Below are 20,648 nucleotides of genomic sequence, written 5' to 3' on the forward strand. Positions count from 1 at the left end.
TCAGTGGCTGTCCCGAACCGGCAGTTCCCTTATATTGCGGATTTCCTGTTCAGCCAGACGCAACCGCCGGCGCAAACGGTTGCTTTCATGTTTCCTGGCCAGCAGCATGCCGGCCGCGGACAGGAGTCCCAGCAACGCCCCGACCGCAAGTGCCCCTACAACCACCAGTGCCAGAGGAAGCACGGCTTCGCCAAAGTAATAGTTAAGCTGAACATCACCCGCGTTCAGCACGGCAAAACCGAGCCCTGCGGCGGCGAAGCACAACAGAATGATGAAAGCCAGAATACGTTTCACTCTCTACCCCGTGAGGCCGACAACATATTGGCAAGATACTACAAAGGGGGGCTGATACTCCAACCAACATGATCGGATCGGGCATCCGGGCAAACCCGTTCAGGTTTCCCGTAAGCGTCTGGTTCGCGACTAAAGGCTGGTTAGGTGATTGGAAGAAAAACGAGAAGAATGGAGTGTGCGGCTCAACCGGTACCGTTATCCCGGATTTCCATTCCGCGTTCCATGCCGTCATTGACACGGTCCCGCAATTCCTTGCCCGGCTTGAAATGAGGCACAAACTTCGAGCCCAAAGAGACCGCTTCACCGGTTTTCGGATTACGACCCATGCGGGGAGGCCGATAGTGCAGCGAAAAGCTACCGAAGCCACGGATCTCGATTCGATCGCCACTGGCCAGTGTCTGGGCCATGTGCTCCAGCATCGTTTTCACGGCCAGCTCAACGTCTTTTTGAGCAAGCTGCGACTGTTTACTGGCAAGTATCTCGATCAGTTCGGATTTTGTCATCATGATATCCGCGAGAGAATGGAGGTCCGGCTTCGACCCGGACCTCCCAATCGTACTGCTGGCAACTTAGAGCGGCTTTCCCTCACTTACGACTGGTAAAGCCGTCACATCTGCCAGTTAATCGCTTTTCTTTTCCATCTGTTCCTTGAGCAGGTCGCCCAGGGTCGGATTGACTACCGCCGACTGCCGGTTGTAATCCTGCATGGCGTCGGCCTCTTCTTTCATGTCCTTCGCCTTGATGGAAAGATTGATGGTGCGGTTCTTCCGATCGACACCGATAAATCGGGCTTCGATCTCCTCACCCTCGTTCAGCACGGTGCGGGCATCCTCGACACGATCGCGGGACAGCTCCGAGGCACGCAGGAAGCCTTCCATCTGGTCGGCCAGCTGTACAACGGCTCCCTTCGCATCCACTTCCTTGACCACGCCCTTGACGATACTGCCCTTCGGATTCTCAGCAACAAACGAGGAGAACGGATCCTGCTCGAGCTGTTTGATCCCCAGAGAGATACGTTCGCGCTCGGCGTCGATCGCCAGAATGGCTGCCTCGACTTCTTCGCCCTTCTTATAGTTGCGAACCGCCTCTTCGCCGGTCTCACTCCAGGAGATATCGGAGAGGTGTACGAGACCGTCGATGCCACCGTCCAGGCCGATGAAGATACCGAAATCGGTGATGGACTTGATGTTGCCCGAGACCTTTTCACCCTTGTTATGGGTGGCAGCGAACTCTTCCCATGGATTGGTGGCACACTGCTTCATGCCCAGGGAGATTCGACGACGTTCCTCGTCGATGTCGAGGATCATCACTTCGACCTCGTCACCCAGCTGAACCACCTTGGAGGGATGGATATTCTTGTTGGTCCAGTCCATTTCGGAAACGTGGACCAGCCCTTCGACACCCTCTTCGATCTCCACGAATGCACCGTAATCGGTGAGGTTGGTGACCTTCCCGTACAGCCGTGTGCTTTCCGGGTAACGACGGGTGATATCTTCCCACGGATCCTCGCCCAGCTGCTTGAGACCAAGGGATACACGATTGCGTTCGCGGTCGAACTTGAGGACCTTGACATCGATCTCGTCGCCGACATTGACGATTTCGGAGGGGTGCTTGACCCGTTTCCACGCCATGTCGGTGATGTGCAACAGGCCATCGATACCACCCAGGTCCACGAAGGCACCATAGTCGGTAAGATTCTTGACGATGCCCTTGACGACCTGGCCTTCCTGCAGGTTTTCCAGCAGGGCCTCGCGCTCTTCGGAGGTCTCTGCCTCGACGACGGCGCGACGGGAAACCACGACATTGTTGCGGCGACGGTCCAGCTTGATGACCTTGAACTCGAGCTCTTTGCCTTCCAGGTACGTGGTATCGCGTACCGGACGGACATCCACCAGGGAGCCCGGCAGGAAAGCACGGATGTCTTTGAGTTCGACGGTAAAGCCGCCTTTGACCTTGTCGACAATCCGGCCGTTGACGGTCTCGCCAGCCTCGGAAGCCTCTTCCAGGCGGTTCCAGGTCTCGGCACGCTTCGCTTTCTCACGAGACAGGCGAGTGGCACCGAAACCGTCTTCCACGGCCTCCAATGCGACTTCCACCTGATCGCCGACCTGCACTTCCAGCTCGCCGCTCTCGTTGAGGAACTGCTCGGTCGGAATCATGCCTTCCGATTTCAGTCCGGCGTTCACGACCACCACTTCCTGGCCTACATCCACAATGGTGCCGGTCACGATGGAGCCGGGGCGCATCTGGGTGTTGGTCAGACTCTGTTCAAAAAGTTCTGCAAAGCTTTCGCTCATTACTCCGTAACCTGAAAATATGAAACCGCGTCGCCAGGGCGAGGCAGTTGGGCTGATGGTTATATCCGATTCGCGGCGTCGGCGAATCCCCGTATTGCACTCTATTTACTAACTGATTCAATCTACTTCAATCTTTTCGGCGATGGCCGACATCACTTGTTCGAACACGTCCTGCACGCCGAGTTCGGAAGTGTCGATCACGATCGCGTCTTCTGCAGGCCGGAGCGGCGAAGCGCTACGATTGCTATCCCGCTCGTCCCGTTCGGCAATCTCTCGCAGAAGACTGGGCAGGTTAACATCCAAACCCTTTTGCTTCAACTGGTTATAACGCCTTTCCGCCCTGACCTCCGGGCTCGCTGTCAGAAAGATCTTGGCAGGCGCATCCGGGAATACCGCTGTGCCCATATCACGACCATCAGCGACCAGACCCGGAGACCGCCGGAAGGCGCGCTGGCGCTGCAGCAAGGCCTCGCGAACAGGCAACAGCGCCGCTACCACAGAGGCGTCGCTGCCGCATTCCTCCTTCCGAATATCGTCTGTAACGTCTCGATTTTCCAGGAAAACCAGCGCAGTACCACCATGCTCCCCGGCCTCGAACCGCACATCGAGACTACCGGCAAGCCCACTCAAGGCTTCCTCGTCATCCAGTGCCACGCCATGCCGCCGGGCAGCAAGTGCGGTGAGACGGTAGAGGGCCCCGCTATCCAGGAAATGCCACCCCAGGCGCTTGGCCAGAAGCTGGCTGATCGTGCCCTTTCCGACCCCACTGGGCCCATCGACCGTAACCACCGGGACGTTATTCCGATCCATTGTAGCTCTCACCGTACTATAAGAAAGAAAAAACCGCTCGCTGGTCTTTGGTCGCCGGTAACTGCTCGCCCGAGTGAGCATGCAGGGTTTAGGAGCCTGCCATCCCCGCGCAGGCGAACCGTCATCCCCGCGCAGGCGGGGATCCATTTTGAGCCATGCCACTGCTCTCTGGATTCCCGCCTACGCAGGAATGACGGGGAGTGAGCAGCTGGTCGCTGGTCGTTGCCCCTCGCCCCTCGCCCCTCGCCCCTCGCTACTAGCCACTAGCCACTAGCCACTAGCCACTAACCACTAGCCCTCGGTCACTGACAATCCCGCCTCGGCAGCCAAACCGACGAACCCGGGGAAGGAGGTGTTGACATTGGCGCAGTCGAGGATACGAATGTTGTCATTCGCTCGCAGTGCCGCCATCGCGAAGGCCATGGCAATACGGTGGTCGCCATGGCTCTCCACCATTCCGCCACCCAGCGTACCGCCCTGGATCACCATACCGTCTTCCGTGGGACACGCATCGATGCCCAGGATATTGAGCCCATCCGCCATCACCTGAATACGGTCACTCTCCTTGACCCTCAGTTCCCGGGCGCCGGTCAGTCGCGTTTCACCTTCGGCACAGGCGGCAGCCACGAAAAGTGCGGGGAATTCGTCAATAGCCAGGGGTACCTGTTCCTCGGGAATACAAATCCCCTTCAATCGACTGCCCCGGACTCTAATGTCCGCCACCGGTTCACCGCCAACCTCGCGTTCGTTGCCAAGCTCGAGCTCCGCTCCCATCAGGCGCAGGATATTAATGACGCCGATACGGGTGGGATTGATACCCACATGCTCCAAAAGCACATCGGAACCCTCGGCGATGGCGGCGCCAACCATAAAGAAGGTCGCCGAAGAGATATCGGCCGGTACCTCGATCGAACTGGCGGTCAGATGCCCGCCACCTTCGACACAAACCGTCGAACCGGTCCGACCTACGGGGTAGCCGAAACCCGCGAGCATCCGTTCGGTATGGTCCCGGGTCGGCGCCGGTTCAGTGATGCAGGTACGACCGTCCGCATACAGGCCGGCCAGCAGCAGACAGGATTTGACCTGAGCGCTGGCCACCGGAAGGTCGTAGTGAATCGCCTTCAACGCAGCACCACCGCGGATACGAATCGGCGGTGTACCCCCCGGCGCGGTTTCCAACTGCGCCCCCATGGTCTTCAACGGGTCGGTGACGCGGCGCATCGGCCGCTTCGAGAGGGAGACATCTCCACCCATCTCCACGTCGAAGCTCTGCCCCGCCAGCAGGCCGGTCAGCAGACGCATGGAGGTCCCCGAATTGCCCAGATAGAGCGGTTTCCCCGGTGGTTTCAGGCCGTGCAGACCCACACCTTCGATCCGCAGCCGGCCTTTTTCAGGCCCTTCAATATGGACTCCCATCTGCCGAAAGGCATCGAGAGTGGCGAGATTGTCCTCCCCTTCCAGAAAGCCGCTGACCTCCGTTATCCCTTCAGCCAGCGAGCCGAGCATCACCGAGCGGTGGGAGATCGACTTGTCGCCTGGCACACGGATACGTCCTGAGAGACACCCGCCCGGTTTGACCAGAAATTCCACTTTGTTGTTAGTCGTTGGCATCTTCTATTAACCACGGGGTTCACGGGGAACACGGGGGAGAATTGAATCAAAGGGGTTTCCCCCGTGAACCCCGTGTTCCCCGTGGTTATCTATTCTTCCGCCTTATCCACGAAACAGTCACGCGCCTCTTTGGCGCGGGTGAAGACCTCCAGCAGATAGTCGCCGTCGCCGGCCTCTATGGCCTGCCGCATCTGGTGAAGATCACCTTCGAAACGGTCCATCACCTTCAGGAGGGCATCACGATTGGCCAGAGAGATGTCGTGCCACATGCGCGGGTTGCTCGAGGCAATGCGGGTAAAGTCGCGGAAGCCACCGGCGGCGTAGCGGAAGATCTCCACCTTTTCGTCCAGGGTGGCGAGGGTGTTGACCAGACTGTAGGCCAGCAGGTGAGGCAGGTGGCTGGTGGCGGCGAACACCTCATCATGGTGCTGAGGTGTCATGGTCTCGACCACTGCGCCGGTCTTCTCCCACATCGCCCGTACCGCCGCCGTGGCACCCGCATCGCTTTCCGGCAACGGCGTGAGGATCACGCGCCGCCGCTGGAACAGTTCAGCAAACGAGGCTTCCACTCCGTTGCGTTCGGTTCCCGCAATCGGGTGACCGGGAACGAACCCGGGCGGACAGCGCGACCCGAATACCCGGTGAGCCGCCGCCACTACTGAACCTTTGGTGCTGCCCACATCCGTGATGATTGCACCATCGGCCAAATGGGGACGAATGGCTTCCAGAATGGACTCCATAGCCCCTACCGGGGTGCCGATAACCACGCCGTCAGCCCCGCCCACGGCTTCCGCCGGATCGGTGCTATACCGGTCGATAATGCCCAATTCGACCGCCCGCACCAACTGGCCCTCATCGCGCCCGCAGCCGACAATCTCTCCGACGCCGCCGGCCACCCGCAAGGCGCGAGCCAGCGAACCGCCGATCAGGCCGACGCCGATGATTGCCAAACGTCGCACCAGCGGCTCAGACATCCCGACCGATGGCTTTGGCGATCCCCCGGAGCTCACCCATCAGTGCGTTGAGTTCATCGGGTGTAATAGCCTGATCGGCATCGCACCAGGCCTCGCACGGACTCGGATGCATCTCCACCAGCAGACCGTCGGCACCGGCGGCCACGGCCGCGCGAGCCAGGGCCGGGACCATCCACGCCTTGCCGCCGGCGTGGCTCGGATCGACGATGACCGGCAGGTGGGTCTCCTTCTTCAGGACCGGTATGGCAGTGACGTCCAGGACGTTGCGATAGTAGGTTTCGAATGTACGAATGCCACGCTCGCAGAAGATGATGTTGTGGTTACCGCCGGCGGCAATGTACTCGGCCGACATCAGCCACTCCTTGATGGTCGCCGACATGCCGCGCTTGAGGATCACCGGCTTCTGGATCCGACCTACCTCTTTCAGCAGATCAAAGTTCTGCATATTGCGGGTGCCGATCTGGATGGCGTCCACGTTGTACTCGTCAAAGGCATCGAGACTGCGCACATCCATCAACTCAGTGACGATCGGCAGCTTCTGCTTGTCCGCCGCGGCGCGAAAGATCTCCAGTCCTTCCACGCCGTGGCCCTGGAAGGAGTAGGGGCTGGTGCGCGGCTTGAAGGCCCCGCCCCGCATCAGCCGGCACCCCGCAGCGACGACCATTTCCGCCGCCCTGTCCATCTGCTCCTGGGTCTCCACGGAACAGGGACCGGCAATCACCTGCACGGTATTCCCACCCAGCTTGACGCCGCCGATGTCCACCACGGTGTCCTCCTTGTGGTAGGAGCGGGCGACGATCTTGTAGGGCTTCATGACGCGAATCACATCCTCGACGCCGGGCAGCGCCTGCAGTGCTTCCTTGTCCGCCTTGGTCTCGTCACCGATCGCGCCAATTACCGTGCGTTCGATACCCCGGGAGACATTGCTCCCCAGCCCCATGGACTCCAACCGTTTTTCAACACCGGCGATGTGCTCTTCGCTGACACCGGTGCTCATGATGATGATCATTTTTGCAACTACCTCTTGATCTGTTTTTCAGCGCCCCAGAACCGTGTTCAGGGCAGTCAGGACTCTCTCATTCTGTTCGGCGGCACCGATGGTGATGCGAAGGTGGTCCGGCATGCCATATCCGGCAATGGGTCGGACAATAACACCCTCGCGCAGCAGGGCCTCGTAGACCGGACCGGCCTCGCGGCCCACATTCACCGAGATGAAGTTGCCGACCGACCCGATATAGGAGAGGCCGAGCGTATCGAAACCAGCGGCCAGCTGTTTCATACCCTCGGCGTTCACCTCCAGAGTCCTGGAAAGATGGGCGTCATCATCCAACGCCGCCTCGGCAGCCGCGAGGGCGACGCTATTGACGTTGAATGGGGGGCGCACCCGGTTCAGCAGATCCGCCACGCCCGGATGCGATATCCCGTAACCGACGCGCAGTCCGGCAAGGCCGTGACACTTCGAGAAGGTTCGGCTGACGACCAGATTGGGATACTTTTCCACCCAGGCCACGGCATCGGGGTAGTCCGATTCCAGACGGCGACCGTACTCGAAGTAGGCCTCATCCACCACCACCACCGTCTCTGCGGGCATTTTGGCGATGAAGGCTTCCAATTCATCACCACGAAGCCAGGTGCCGGTCGGGTTGTTGGGATTAGCCACGAACACCACTTTGGTTTCCGGAGTGATCGCCGCCGCCATGGCCGCCAGGTCGTGTCCCCATTCCCTGGCCGGCACGGAAACCGGCTTGGCCGAGACGGTCATCGCCAGGATCGGGTAGATGGCAAAGGCGTGCTCCGAAAACAGCACCGTATCTCCCGGCTGCACAAAGGCGCGTACCACGAATTCCAGAATATCGCTGGAGCCATTGCCGAGGGTAATGCGCTCCATCGCCACCCCGATCCGTTCCGCGAGCTTTTGCTTCAGGCGAAAACCGTTGCCGTCCGGATAGAGCCCGACATCCGTCATCGCCTTGCGACCCGCCTCGACGGCGAGCGGGCTCGGCCCGAGCGGATTCTCGTTGGAAGCCAGCTTCACCGCGTTGGTGATGCCCAGCTCCCGCTCCAGCTCCTCAATCGGCTTGCCGGGTTGATAAGGCTGCAGCCCGCGCACACCGGGCGCCGCGCGTTCGGTAAAATCAGTCATAACCTGTATTAACTAAATAAAACCACAGAGGGCACAGAGAACACAGAGATTAAACCACGGGGAGCACGGGGGACTCGGGGGAAAACCCTTTTGTATTTGCTCGGCCCGGGGCGATAACCCGGCAAGGCGTCACCCAATTCAACAACCCCGTGCGCCCCGTGTCCCCCGCGGTTAATCCGCAGCTCTCCGTGTTCTCTGTGGCTAAACCAAATTCATTACAACGCCGCCTTGGGAAACGAACCGAGCACCTTGAACAGGGAGGCGTTTCGCTCCAGTTCGACGAGTGCGCTGGCCACCGCCGGCATCTCCCGATGGCCTTCAAGGTCCACGAAGAAGACGTACTCCCACATGCCTTGCCGGGATGGCCGGGACTCGATACGGGTCATCGATACGCCGTTATCGGCCAGCGGCTTCAGTAACTGAAACAGCGCTCCTGACTCATTCCGGCTGGACACCAGCAGCGAGGTCTTGTCCTCGCCGCTTGGTGGCGTGTCCTCCCGGCCGAGTATTAGAAACCGGGTCGTATTGTCGGGGATATCCTCGATGTTCTCAGCCAGTCGATTCAACCCGAACAATTCAGCGGCAGTAGCACCGGCCACGGCAGCCGCTCCATTCTCCGCTGCGGCCATGCGGGCAGCTTCGGAGTTACTGCTGACGGCGACCCGCCTGACATTGGGCAGATGGCTGTCCAGCCACTCCCGGCACTGGGCAAACGACTGCGCATGAGAGTAGATGGTTCGGATCCCCTCGAGCGAACGCTCCCGCGACATCAGATGATCATGGATCCGCAACTCGACTTCGCCGCAGATTTTCAAGGACGTGCGCAGCAGCAGATCCAGCGTGATATTCACCGCACCTTCCGTCGAATTCTCAACGGGCACCACGCCATAATCGGCACTGCCGGCCTCCACCTCGCGAAAGACCTCGTCGATAGCGGCCTGCGGAGCACCCTTGATGGCATGGCCGAAATGCTTCAGCACCGCTTCCTGGGAGAACGTTCCCTCGGGCCCCAGAAAGGCGATGGTCATCGGCTGCTCCAGAGCCAGACAGGCCGACATGACCTCCCGGAACAGCCGGGCCATGGTTTCGTCGGACAAGGGTCCGTTGTTGCGCTCCTTTACCCGCCGCAGGATCTGCGCCTCACGTTCGGCGCGATAGAACAAAGCCTCCTCGCCCGCATCCAGCTTCACGCGCGCCACTTCCTGGGCGAGCGCCGCCCGCTCTGCAATCAGATCCTGGATCTGCCCGTCCAGCGCATCGATGCGCTCGCGGATCGCCTGAAGTCGCTCTTCACTCATTGACGTCGTCTACACAAATAGCCACAGAAAACAAAGAGACAATAACGTAAAACTCTGTGCCCTCTGTCGCGAAATTTTCAGTTCAGTCGATTACTCGCACCGCAAGCACGCCGTCGATGGCCTCGATATCGGCCACACAGGACTCGGGAATTGCCTGATCGACATCCACCAGCGTGTAGGCGAGTTCACCCTTCGACTTGTTGAGCATGTCGTGGATATTGACGCCCGTGTCCGCGAGCTTGGTGGAGATTTGTCCCAGCATGTTCGGCACGTTGCTGTTCACCACCACCAACCGATAACAGTTCTCGGCGCGCGGCATGATGACTTCGGGGAAATTCACGGAATTGACGATGTTGCCCGTCTCGAGGTAGTCCCGTACCTGCTCGGCCACCATCACCGCACAGTTTTCTTCCGCCTCCCGGGTCGATGCGCCCAGATGCGGCAGGCTAACGACCTTGGGGGTGTCCTTCAGCAGATTGCTGGGGAAGTCACAGACATAGCCATAGACCTTGCCTGAAGCGATGGCCTCGACCACCGCCTTGTCGTCAACGATGCCGTCACGGGCAAAGTTCAGGATCACCACGCCGTCCCGCATGCGTTTCAGACGGTCGGCATTGATGAGGTCACGGGTAGCATCCACCAGCGGCACATGAAAGGTCACGAAGTCCGAATGGGTGAGGACTTCATCGATACTGGCGGCCTTACGCACCCCCGCATCGAGGGCCCAGGCCCCCTCTACGGTGATGCCGGGATCGAAACCGATGACGTTCATGCCCAGGGAAATCGCGGCGTTTGCGACGCGACCGCCGATGGCCCCGAGACCGATCACCCCCAGGGTGCGCCCCGGCAGCTCATAGCCGCCAAAGTTTTTCTTGCCGGCCTCGACCTGCTTGCTGATTTCGGCATCGGTTCCCTCCAGCCCGCGAGCGAAATCCCAGGCCGGCCCGATATTGCGGCAAGCGATGAGCATGCCGGCGATCACCAGCTCCTTGACCGCATTGGAGTTGGCGCCCGGCGCATTGAATACGGGTATGCCCCGTTTGCTCATATCCTCGACGGGAATGTTGTTCACCCCGGCCCCGGCTCGCCCCACCGCCTTCAGCGACTTGGGGATCTCCATACCGTGCATCTTGAAGGAACGCAGCAGGATGGCATCCGGATGCTGGATCTCCGAAGCAACCTCGTACCGCTCCCGCGGCAGTTTCTCCAACCCTGCCACTGAGATATTGTTCAACGTCAAAATTTTGTACATCCCCAACCTCCGGATCGTTTGTTTACCGCAAAGGACGCGAAGATTCGCTAAGGGTTTTGGAGCGCCACGCTCAAACTCTAAGAGTCCAGCGATGCTACCCGCTCAATCACCGCCCCCTTCAGAAGCGGCCGAGCTTAATCCGGTAACGGACCGGTTTACCTTAGCGCCTCTTCGCGTCCTTAGCGGTTAATACTTTTCACTCATGGCGACACGAAGGTTCGCTAAAGAGTTTTGGAGAGCCACGCTCAAACTCTTAAAGTCGAGCGATGCTACCCGCTCAATCACCGCCCCTTCAGAAGCGGCCGAGCTTAACCCAGTGACGGACCGGTTTACCTTAGCGCCTCTTCGCGTCCTTAGCGGTCAATATTTTTTACCCATGGCGCTTTTCGAAGTCGGCCATGAAAGCCACCAGCGCGTCTACACCCTCTTCGGGCATGGCGTTGTAGATGGAGGCACGCATGCCGCCGACCGAGCGATGCCCTTTGAGAGTGGTCAGACGCTGCTTCCCGGCTTCTTCCAGGAACGTGGCATCCAGATCAGCATTGGCAAGGGTGAAGGGTACGTTCATCCAGGAGCGGCAGGAGGGCTCGACCGGATTAGCATAGAAGCCGGAGCCATCCACGGCGTCATACAGTTTCTTCGCCTTGCGCTCGTTGATCTCGGCCATTTTGTCCAGGCCGCCGATATCGTTTTTCAGCCAGTCGAACACCAGCCCCGACAGATACCAGGCGTAGGTGGGCGGCGTGTTGTACATGGAATCGGCATCGACATGGGTCTTGTACTGGAACATGCTCGGGGTGCCTTCGAGACACTCGCCGATCAGGTCTTCGCGGACGATGACCACCGTCAGCCCTGCCGGGCCGATGTTCTTCTGGGCGCCGGCATAGATGACACCGAATCGCGAGACATCAATCGGCCGGGACAGGATAGTAGAGGACATGTCCGCCACCAGCGGAATATCGCCGGTCTCCGGGACGTAGGGGAACTCGACGCCCTGGATGGTTTCATTCGGGGTGTAGTGGACGTAGGCGGCATCCGCGCTCAGTTGCAATGCATCCTGTGCAGGACAGGTCATGGAGGTTTCAGCCGCGAGATTCACTTGGCCATAGCGCTTGGCTTCGGCAATCGCCTTCTTCGACCAAGAGCCGGTGTTGATGTAGTCCGCCCTGCCCTTGCCCGGCAGCAGGTTCATGGGAACCATGGCGAACTGACTGGAGGCGCCGCCCTGCAGGAACAGGACCTTGTAGTTGGAGGGAATCCCCATCAGCTCACGCAGATCGGCCTCCGCCTTTGCCGCGATCGACATGAATTCCTTGCCGCGATGGCTCATCTCCATCACCGACATACCACTGCCCTGCCAGTCCAGCATCTCCTCGCGGGCCCGCTCGATCACCACCTGCGGCAACATCGCCGGCCCCGCACTGAAGTTAAACACCCGTGCCATTTGAGTCTCCTGATTACGAAAAGCGAATGAACCACGGGGTACACGGGGAGCACGGGGGATTATCCAATGAATTCTCCCCGTGTACCCCGTGCGCCCCGTGGTTCATGCTGTTTTCAACTTATTCTGCGGACTCGCCGTCGGACTCGTCGCCCTCAGCGCCCTCGGCATCCTCTTCGTCGGTTTCGGCCACTGGTTCGATACCGACCAGCTTCTCCCCTTCATCGAGGTTGATCAGCTTCACGCCCTGGGTATTACGGCCCATGACGGAGATCTCGTCGACCCGCATGCGTACCAGGGTGCCACCGTTGGTGATCAGCATAATCTGATGCTCCTCCTCCACCAGCACGGCACCGACTACCGGACCGTTGCGTCCGGCAGTCTGGATGGAGATCACGCCCTGACCACCGCGACCGTAGGTCGGATACTCTTCAGTGCGGGTGCGCTTGCCGTACCCGTTTTCGGTAGCGGTCAGCACGCACCCCTCACCCTCGGCAACGATCAGCGACACCACCTGCTGATTCTCCTTCAGCCGGATGCCGCGCACGCCGCGCGAAACCCGACCGAGCGGGCGTACATCACGTTCGTTGAAGCGTATCGCCTTGCCGCTGGTGGAGAAGAGCATCACCTCCCGTTCACCATCGGTGATATCCACGCCCACCAGGCGATCCTTCTCGACCAGATCGATGGCAATGATGCCGGTGGAACGCCGACGTGAGAAATCAACCAACGGCGTCTTCTTGACCGTACCGTTGGCGGTGGCCATGAAGACGTACTTGCCCTCCTCGAACTCGCGGATGGGCAGGACCGCATTGATGCGTTCTTCCGCTTCCAGTGGCAGCAGATTGATAATGGGTTTGCCACGGGCATTGCGCCCAGCCTGCGGCAACTCGTAAACCTTCAGCCAGTAAACGCGACCACGGCTGGAGAAGCAGAGGATGGTATCGTGGGTGTTCGCCACGAACAGCTTGTCGATGAAATCCGCATCTTTCATGGAGGTTGCCGAGCGCCCCCGGCCACCACGGCGCTGGGCCCGATAATCGGCCAGCGGCTGGGCCTTGGCATAGCCCTCGTGCGAGAGGGTAACCACCACATCCTCCTCGCTGATCAAATCCTCCAAGGTCAGATCCAGATGAGTGGCAAGGATCTCGGTGCGCCGCTCATCACCATACTGTTCACGCACAGCCTCGAGCTCACCCCGAATCACCTCCATCAGCCGTTCGTAGCTCTCCAAAATCTCGATGAGCCCCTCGATGGTGTTGAGCAGTTCCTTGTACTCGCTGAGGATCTTGTCCTGCTCCAGACCGGTAAGGCGGTGCAGTCGCAAGTCGAGGATCGCCTGGGCCTGAGCTTCGGATAGCCGATAGCCACCCTCGACCAGGCCATACTCCCTGCTGAGCCCTTCGGGACGGGAGGCGTCTGCGCCGGCGCCCTCCAGCATCGCATTCACCATACCGGACTCCCACACAGTGGAGAGCAGCCCCGCCTTGGCCTCGGCAGGACTGGCGGCTTCCCGGATCAGCTTGATGATGGGGTCGATATTGGCCAGCGCGATAGCCAGTCCTTCCAGGACATGGGCCCGTTCGCGCGCCTTGCGCAGTTCATAAACGGTACGGCGGGTGACCACCTCGCGGCGATGACGGATGAAGGACTCCAGCACTGCCTTGAGGTTGAGCAGCCGCGGCTGCCCCTCCACCAGCGCCACCATGTTGATGCCGAACACGTTCTGCATCTGCGTCTGCTGGTAGAGATTATTCAGGACCACTTCGGGGACTTCGCCGCGCTTGAGTTCGATCACCATGCGCATGCCGTCCTTGTCGGACTCATCGCGCAGTTCGCTGATCCCCTCCATCTTCTTTTCCTTCACCAGGTCGGCAATCTTCTCCAGAAGACGCGCCTTGTTGACCTGGTACGGCAACTCATGGACGACAATACGCTGGCGACCATTGTCCTGCGTCTCAATCTCGGTGACAGCACGCACATAGATGCGGCCGCGCCCGGTGTGATACGCCTCATGGATGCCGCGGGCGCCATTGATAATGCCGCCGGTGGGAAAGTCGGGTCCGGGGATATAACGCATCAGCCCGGCGATATCGAGATCCGGGTCGTCGATGAGCGCCAGACAGCCGGTCACTACTTCCCTGATATTGTGAGGCGGGATATTGGTGGCCATGCCCACGGCAATACCGGCCGAACCGTTGATCAACAGATTCGGCAGCCGGGCGGGCAGGACCTCCGGCTCGCTTTCCGATTCATCATAGTTGGCGATGAAGTCGACGGTTTCCTTGTCGATGTCCGCCAGCATTTCATGGGCGATGCGCGCCATGCGCACTTCGGTGTATCGCATGGCCGCCGGCGAATCACCGTCGACGGAACCGAAGTTACCCTGCCCGTCCACCAGCATGTAGCGCAGGGAAAACGGCTGTGCCATACGGACGATGGTGTCGTACACCGCCGAGTCGCCGTGGGGGTGGTACTTACCAATCACATCACCGACAACGCGGGCCGACTTCTTGTAAGGTTTGTTCCACTCGTTGCCCAGCTCCCGCATGGCGTAGAGCACGCGCCGGTGGACCGGTTTGAGGCCGTCACGGACATCAGGAAGGGCGCGGCCCACGATCACGCTCATGGCGTAATCGAGGTACGACTGCTTCATCTCCTCCTCGATATTGATCGGGAGGACTTCTTTGGCGAATTCCGTCATCTAGCAGGAGGTCCGTTTCTTCGAAATCGGGTGAAACCGGCGCTGGATGCCTGTATTTCCTGCTGCTGGGGCAAAATACAGGTCTGGAGCCGATAAATAGGCACAATCATACCATATCCGCCTCAGCCCCCGCATCCGGCATAAAACGGCTCAGAAAGGCCGAGGGAGCCTCTCGCACCCGTTTGCGCTTTCAAAGCACCGGCTTTTTCATCATGTCCGCCATCTTCGCCCTGGTCGGCTGCTCCACCACGCCCTTTTCGGTAACAATGGCATCGATCAGCTCCGCCGGCGTCACGTCAAAGGCGGGATTCCAGGCCTTCGCCCCCGGAGCGGCAACCGGTCGGCCGCCACAGCCCAGAACCTCATCCGCAGAGCGGCTCTCGATCGGGATCCGATCACCGCCGGGAAGACTCATGTCCACCGTGGAGGTCGGCGCCACCACCATCACCTTCACTCCGTGGTACCGCGCGGCGATAGCGGCGTGGTAGGTGCCGATCTTGTTGGCGACGTCGCCGTTGGCGGCAATCCGATCGGAACCGACAATCAGCCAGCTCACCCGCCCTTCCCGCATCAGCGCCGCGCCGGCACCATCGGCCAGCAGCGTCACGGGTATACCGTCCTTGACCAGCTCCCAGGCAGTGAGCCGGGCTCCCTGCAGCCAGGGCCGGGTTTCATCGGCATACACCTGCGCGATGCGCTGCTGTTCGAAGGCGCTGCGAATCACTCCCAGCGCGGTGCCGTAGCCCCCGGTGGCGAGCGAACCGGTATTGCAGTGAGTCAGAACCCCCCGGCCCTCGGCAGCAATCAGCGCGGCGCCCAACTCGCCCATACGACGATTGGCCGCCACGTCTTCCTCATGAATGCGCTGCGCCTCGGCGAGCAGCGGAGCGACCGGTTCTCCGGAGACCGTGTCCATGACCCGTCCCATGCGCTCCAGCGCCCAAAACAGATTCACCGCGGTCGGACGCGATGCCGCCAGTGTCTCGAAATCGGCACGGATGGCCTCCCGCCAGCCCTCGGGCTGTGCCGCATAGCGGCGCCGCGCGGCCAGCACTACGCCATAGGCAGCGGTTACCCCGATGGCCGGCGCGCCACGAACCACCATATCGCGAATGGCCCCGGCAACGGCGAGCGGCTCGTCGTATTCTATATACGTCTCCTCGGCGGGCAGTCGGCGCTGATCCAGCAGCTTCAGGTGTTCGTCCTCCCAGAGGACGGCACGTATGGTGTCGTATTTCATAAAAACGGGTCTCGCGTCCGATATCGGCGCACATTCTACCATTCACCGGGTTTCCCGGATCCCTCATCGGGGCAGGAGCGGTGGAAGCCACAATTGCTAACGAATCGGGACGCGGCCCCTTTTCGCGGCATCCGCCGCTCCTACATGGACGGAAATTTCCGGTGCTGGGGCGGTTCCACTCGCATCCCGCGCCTGAAATCCTGTATCTTTCTGCCCCCATGAACGTGGAAACCCTGATTCACGCCGGCTGGGTGATTCCGGTCGAACCGGAGGGCGTGCTCGAGCGCCACAGCATCGCAGTGGATGCCGGGCGTATCGTGGCGATTCGTCCCACCGATTCGGCCAGGGCCGAATACCGGGCCGAAAACGAAATCGACCTGCCCGGCCATGTCCTGATTCCGGGTCTGATCAACGCCCATACCCATGCGGCCATGTCGCTGATGCGCGGTCTGGCCGACGACCTGCCGCTGATGGAGTGGCTGAAGAGCCACATCTGGCCGGCCGAGGCACGCTGGGTGAGTCCGGAGTTCGTCCGCGACGGCTCGCAGCTGGCGATGGCGGAGATGCTGCGCAGCGGTACCACCTGCTTCAATGACATGTACTTCTTCCCGGACGAGGTGGCACGACAGGCCAAGCAAGCCGGGATTCGAGCCGTGGTGGGACTTATCATCATCGACTTTCCGACTGCCTGGGCGGAGAATGCCGATGAGTACCTGCACAAGGCCCTGGAGGTCCACGACGGGCTGCGCAACGACACCCTGGTGACCACCGCATTTGCCCCCCACGCGCCCTACACCGTATCGGACGGCCCCCTGGAAAGGGTTGCCACCTACGCGGAGGAGCTGGACATCCCGGTCCATATCCACCTCCATGAGACCGCGGATGAGATCAACGATTCGGTCCAGCAGTTCGGAGTGCGTCCGATTGAGAGACTGGAACGAATCGGGCTGGTGTCACCCCGCCTGCTGGCGGTTCACATGACGCAGTTGGAACAGGACGAGATCGAGCGGATTGCCGCAGGAGGTGCCCATGTGGCGCACTGCCCGGAATCCAACCTCAAGCTGGCAAGCGGATTCTGCCCAACAGCAAAACTGCTCGGAGCGGGCATCAATACCGCCCTGGGCACCGACGGCCCCGCCAGCAACAATGACCTGGACCTGTTCAGCGAGATGCGCACCGCCGCCCTGCTGGCCAAAGGCGTGGCGGGGGATGCCAGCGCCCTCCCCGCCGCCGCGGCGCTGCGGATGGCAACCCTGAACGGGGCTCGTGCTCTGGGCCTGGACGGCGTCACGGGTTCCCTGGAACCCGGCAAGGCCGCCGATATGGTTGCCGTGCGGCTCGACGACATCGAAACCAGTCCGGTCTATCATCCCCTTTCACAGCTGGTTTACGCCGCCGGCCGCGATCAGGTAACCGATGTCTGGGTAGCGGGCCGTCACGTGCTCCGGGACGGTGAACTGACCACCATCGACGTCGAGGCGCTTCGCGCCCGCACGGCGGAGTGGCGAAAGAAGTTGGGCGAATTTGATTGAGTAGCTAAACCACGGGGGGCACGGGGATAAAAATTCGACAAGGCCGCGAGAACCCATATACGCAGTCCCTGAATCCCCCGTGATCCCCGTGTGCCCCGTGGTTAACACGAGAGAGAAGATGAACGAACAGGTACACAACGTCGATCCGAGCGAGCTGCGCAAGTTCGAGGAGCTGGCTTCGCGCTGGTGGGACCCGGAAAGCGAGTTCAAGCCGCTGCACGAAATCAATCCGTTGCGCCTGGATTATGTCGACGAGCGGGTCGGGCTTTCGGGGAAGAGGGTTTTGGACGTGGGCTGTGGCGGCGGCATTCTCTCCGAGAGCATGGCCGCACGCGGCGCCGAGGTCACCGGCATCGATATGGGCGAGGCACCGCTGTCGGTGGCACGTCTGCACCAACTCGAATCGGGTGTGAAGGTCGAATACCGACAGATCACGGTAGAGGCCCTGGCGGAGGAGATGCCGGGAGCGTTCGATGCGGTGACCTGCATGGAGATGCTGGAGCATGTCCCCGACCCGGCGTCGGCCATCGCTGCCTGTGCACGGCTGGTCAAACCGGACGGCAGGGTGTTTTTCTCCACCCTGAACCGAAATCCCAAATCGTACCTGTTCGCCATCGTCGGCGCCGAATACCTGCTACGGCTGCTGCCCAAAGGCACCCACGATTACGCCAAGTTTATTCGTCCCTCGGAGATGGAGAGCTGGGCCCGCCAAGGCGGTCTGCGGGTCAGGGAGCTGACGGGCCTGAGTTACAACCCGCTGACCCGCCAGTACAGCCTCGGCAGAAATGTCGATGTGAATTACCTGGCCCACTGCGTACGGGAAGAATGAGCATCATCAAGACGGTGCTGTTCGATCTGGACGGTACCTTGGCCGACACCGCCCCGGATCTGGCGGATGCATTAAACGCAGTTCTGATAGAGGAGGACCGCGCGCCCCTGGGGTACGAGGCAATCCGCCCCGTGGTGTCGCATGGAGGAATCGCCCTCATCCGGCTCGGCTTCGGCCTGGAGCCGGGCGCCCCCGACTTCGACCGGCTGCGCAGTTCACTGCTGGAGCACTACAGGGCCGAAATTGCCACACGCACGCAACTGTTTCCCGGCATGGATGAACTCCTTTCGGAACTCGAGCGGCGCCAAATGGCCTGGGGCGTCGTTACCAACAAACCCGCCTGGCTGACCCAACCGCTGATGGCTGCGCTGGGGCTCAGTCAGCGGGCGGCGACCATTGTCAGTGGCGATACCGTCCCGGAGAACAAACCGCATCCCGCCCCCATGCATCGGGCCTGCCACGATACAGGCACGGCTCCGCAAAGCTGCCTCTACATCGGCGATGCCGAGCGGGATATCGTCGCCGGCCGCAACGCCGGTATGGCAACCCTGGTGGCGCTTTGGGGGTACTTGGGAGAAACCGACCACCCCGGTGACTGGGGCGCCAACGGCATGATCGAAGAGCCGCAGCTGGTGCTCGACTGGCTCACCGCAACCGCCCCCGCCAGTAACCTGTAGGAGCGGCGGAAGCCGCGAAAAGACCGGTGTAAACGAGGTGCGGATGACGAACAGACCGCCAGTACCGCTAGCGCCAGATACAGTGGAGACCGCCTATCGGCACTGCCAATCCCTGGCGCAATCCCATTACGAAAACTTTCCGGTCGCCTCCTGGATACTCCCCCGCCCCATGCGCCGTCCGGTCGCGGTAGTGTACGCATTCGCCCGTACCGCCGACGATCTCGCCGACGAGGGGGCAGACGATATCGAGACCCGGCTGCAGGCGCTGGATGACTACCAGGGACGGCTTGGGCAGACCGCAGCGGGGCAACCGCCGACTGATCCGGTATTTATTGCCCTGGCCGATGTCCTCAAGCACAAGCCACTGCCGGTATCGCTCTTTTTCGATCTCCTGTCGGCCTTCCGCCAGGATGTCACCCGAAAACGCTACCGGGACTTCGAAGACCTGCTCGACTATTGCCGACGCTCGGCAAATCCGGTTGGTCGCCTGCTTCTGCATCTGCACGGCAGTGCCAGTACGGAAAACCTCGCGCTGTCGGACCGCATTTGCACCTCCCTGCAACTCATCAACTTCTACCAGGACCTGGCGCAGGACTTCGATGAAAACGGGCGCATCTACATCCCGGTTGATGAGATGGAGGCACTGGGGGTGTCGGAGGTGCACTTCGAGCAGCGCCGGAGCGACCCGGCCATGCGCCGACTGTTTAACGCCCAGGTGGCGCGGGCGCGCGCGATGATGCTGGAGGGAGCGCCCCTGGGCTCGCGGCTGAGGGGCCGATTCGGGCTCGAAATCCGGATGATCGTGGAGGGCGGGCTGGCGGTTCTGGAACGATTGGCCGCAGCCGAGGACGTATTCGCCCGTCCCCGGCTGCGGCGACGCGATCTGCTACGGATGCTATTCAGGAGCCTGCGGCCGTGGAGACCTTCTCCTCCCTCAGCACTCCCCGATCGTGCAGGAGATTGATAACCTGCTCCACGCTCTCCTCGAGCGAAAGCTCATGGGTATCGATAGTCAACTCCGGCTTTTCCGGCTCTTCATACGGTGAAGAGATGCCGGTAAACTCCTTGATATCCCCCACCCGGGCCCTTCGGTAGAGCCCCTTCACATCCCGCTCCTCACAGACTTCGATGGGACACTTGCAGTAGATCTCGAGGAATTCACCATCCGGAATCAGCTCGCGGACCCGATTGCGGTCACTGCACATGGGCGAGATGAAGGCGGTCAGGGAGATCACGCCGGCATCGAGAAACAGCTTGGCCATTTCGCCAATGCGGCGGATGTTTTCGTGCCGATCATCGATGGAAAACCCCAAGTCGCCACACAGACCGTGTCGAACGTTGTCGCCGTCCAGGACGATCGTACGGCAGCGGTAGCCGTGTAACCGCTCTTCGACCGCATGGGCCACGGTCGATTTACCGGAACCGGAGAGCCCGGTGAACCACAATACCACACTGCCGTGACCATTCAGGCGCTCCCTGTCCTGCCGATTCACCTTCTGCTCCTGCCACACCACGTTACTGCTCTTCTGCATTTCGGGGCTCCATA

18 protein-coding genes are annotated in these 20,648 nt (G+C 60.8%); 4 read left to right on the top strand and 14 right to left on the bottom strand.

What is annotated here, in order from left to right; all coding sequences use genetic code 11:
- The 13 genes from BLP65_RS00390 to mtnA form a co-directional block, all read right to left on the bottom strand.
- Window positions 1-294 carry a lipopolysaccharide assembly protein LapA domain-containing protein gene (locus BLP65_RS00390; protein WP_092991497.1) on the bottom strand — a complete coding sequence of 98 codons (294 nt, stop codon included), beginning with the start codon at window positions 292-294 and terminating at the stop codon, window positions 1-3.
- A 182-nt stretch (window positions 295-476) separates the two neighbouring features.
- Window positions 477-797 (bottom strand): integration host factor subunit beta, encoded by a 321-nt coding sequence (gene ihfB / locus BLP65_RS00395; protein ID WP_092991499.1) that lies wholly within the window; start codon window positions 795-797, stop codon window positions 477-479.
- 117 nt (window positions 798-914) lie between these two features.
- Entirely contained in the window at window positions 915-2,591 is a 1,677-nt protein-coding gene (gene rpsA, locus BLP65_RS00400; protein WP_092991501.1) for a 30S ribosomal protein S1, read from the bottom strand.
- Window positions 2,592-2,708: 117 nt separating this feature from the next.
- Window positions 2,709-3,401, bottom strand: a complete 693-nt coding sequence (gene cmk / locus BLP65_RS00405; protein ID WP_092991503.1) for a (d)CMP kinase — start codon at window positions 3,399-3,401, stop codon at window positions 2,709-2,711.
- Window positions 3,402-3,692: 291 nt separating this feature from the next.
- Window positions 3,693-5,012: a 3-phosphoshikimate 1-carboxyvinyltransferase gene (aroA, locus tag BLP65_RS00410; RefSeq protein ID WP_092991505.1), complete on the bottom strand. Its 1,320-nt coding sequence runs from the start codon at window positions 5,010-5,012 to the stop codon at window positions 3,693-3,695.
- An 89-nt stretch (window positions 5,013-5,101) separates the two neighbouring features.
- Window positions 5,102-5,974, bottom strand: a complete 873-nt coding sequence (locus tag BLP65_RS00415) for a prephenate dehydrogenase (RefSeq protein ID WP_092992268.1) — start codon at window positions 5,972-5,974, stop codon at window positions 5,102-5,104.
- Window positions 5,975-5,978: 4 nt separating this feature from the next.
- Complete coding sequence (gene aroF / locus BLP65_RS00420; RefSeq protein WP_092991507.1) at window positions 5,979-6,995, bottom strand: 3-deoxy-7-phosphoheptulonate synthase; 1,017 nt, start codon at window positions 6,993-6,995, stop codon at window positions 5,979-5,981.
- 27 nt (window positions 6,996-7,022) lie between these two features.
- Window positions 7,023-8,129, bottom strand: a complete 1,107-nt coding sequence (gene hisC / locus BLP65_RS00425; protein ID WP_092991509.1) for a histidinol-phosphate transaminase — start codon at window positions 8,127-8,129, stop codon at window positions 7,023-7,025.
- Between the two features lie 215 nt (window positions 8,130-8,344).
- Window positions 8,345-9,427 (bottom strand): prephenate dehydratase, encoded by a 1,083-nt coding sequence (pheA, locus tag BLP65_RS00430; protein WP_092991511.1) that lies wholly within the window; start codon window positions 9,425-9,427, stop codon window positions 8,345-8,347.
- Window positions 9,428-9,509: 82 nt separating this feature from the next.
- Window positions 9,510-10,679: a phosphoglycerate dehydrogenase gene (locus tag BLP65_RS00435; RefSeq protein WP_092991513.1), complete on the bottom strand. Its 1,170-nt coding sequence runs from the start codon at window positions 10,677-10,679 to the stop codon at window positions 9,510-9,512.
- Window positions 10,680-11,049: 370 nt separating this feature from the next.
- Window positions 11,050-12,123 (bottom strand): 3-phosphoserine/phosphohydroxythreonine transaminase, encoded by a 1,074-nt coding sequence (gene serC, locus BLP65_RS00440; RefSeq protein WP_092991515.1) that lies wholly within the window; start codon window positions 12,121-12,123, stop codon window positions 11,050-11,052.
- Window positions 12,124-12,241: 118 nt separating this feature from the next.
- On the bottom strand, window positions 12,242-14,824 hold the full coding sequence (gyrA, locus tag BLP65_RS00445; RefSeq protein ID WP_092991517.1) for a DNA gyrase subunit A: 2,583 nt from the start codon (window positions 14,822-14,824) through the stop codon (window positions 12,242-12,244).
- A 190-nt stretch (window positions 14,825-15,014) separates the two neighbouring features.
- On the bottom strand, window positions 15,015-16,064 hold the full coding sequence (gene mtnA, locus BLP65_RS00450) for an S-methyl-5-thioribose-1-phosphate isomerase (RefSeq protein WP_217631859.1): 1,050 nt from the start codon (window positions 16,062-16,064) through the stop codon (window positions 15,015-15,017).
- A 218-nt stretch (window positions 16,065-16,282) separates the two neighbouring features.
- Between mtnA and BLP65_RS00455 the strand changes: the two genes are divergently transcribed.
- From BLP65_RS00455 to hpnC, 4 genes are all read left to right on the top strand, one after another.
- The gene (locus BLP65_RS00455; protein ID WP_092992270.1) at window positions 16,283-17,596 is read left to right on the top strand and encodes a TRZ/ATZ family hydrolase; all 1,314 of its coding nucleotides are present in this window, start codon (window positions 16,283-16,285) and stop codon (window positions 17,594-17,596) included.
- Window positions 17,597-17,714: 118 nt separating this feature from the next.
- The gene (ubiG, locus tag BLP65_RS00460) at window positions 17,715-18,425 is read left to right on the top strand and encodes a bifunctional 2-polyprenyl-6-hydroxyphenol methylase/3-demethylubiquinol 3-O-methyltransferase UbiG (protein WP_092991521.1); all 711 of its coding nucleotides are present in this window, start codon (window positions 17,715-17,717) and stop codon (window positions 18,423-18,425) included.
- Window positions 18,422-19,102 (top strand): HAD family hydrolase, encoded by a 681-nt coding sequence (locus BLP65_RS00465; RefSeq protein WP_092991523.1) that lies wholly within the window; start codon window positions 18,422-18,424, stop codon window positions 19,100-19,102. The genes ubiG and BLP65_RS00465 overlap by 4 nt, the downstream gene beginning before the upstream one ends.
- A gap of 43 nt (window positions 19,103-19,145) precedes the next feature.
- Complete coding sequence (gene hpnC / locus BLP65_RS00470) at window positions 19,146-20,066, top strand: squalene synthase HpnC (protein WP_092991525.1); 921 nt, start codon at window positions 19,146-19,148, stop codon at window positions 20,064-20,066.
- Here hpnC and cysC read toward each other — a convergent pair.
- Window positions 20,002-20,634, bottom strand: coding sequence for an adenylyl-sulfate kinase (cysC, locus tag BLP65_RS00475; protein ID WP_092991527.1), 633 nt, complete (start codon window positions 20,632-20,634; stop codon window positions 20,002-20,004). The two genes, hpnC and cysC, sit on opposite strands and share 65 nt — an antisense overlap.
- Between the last annotated feature and the right edge of the window lie 14 nt (window positions 20,635-20,648).

Origin of the sequence: Thiohalomonas denitrificans (assembly GCF_900102855.1) — a bacterium.
GTDB lineage: Bacteria > Pseudomonadota > Gammaproteobacteria > Thiohalomonadales > Thiohalomonadaceae > Thiohalomonas > Thiohalomonas denitrificans.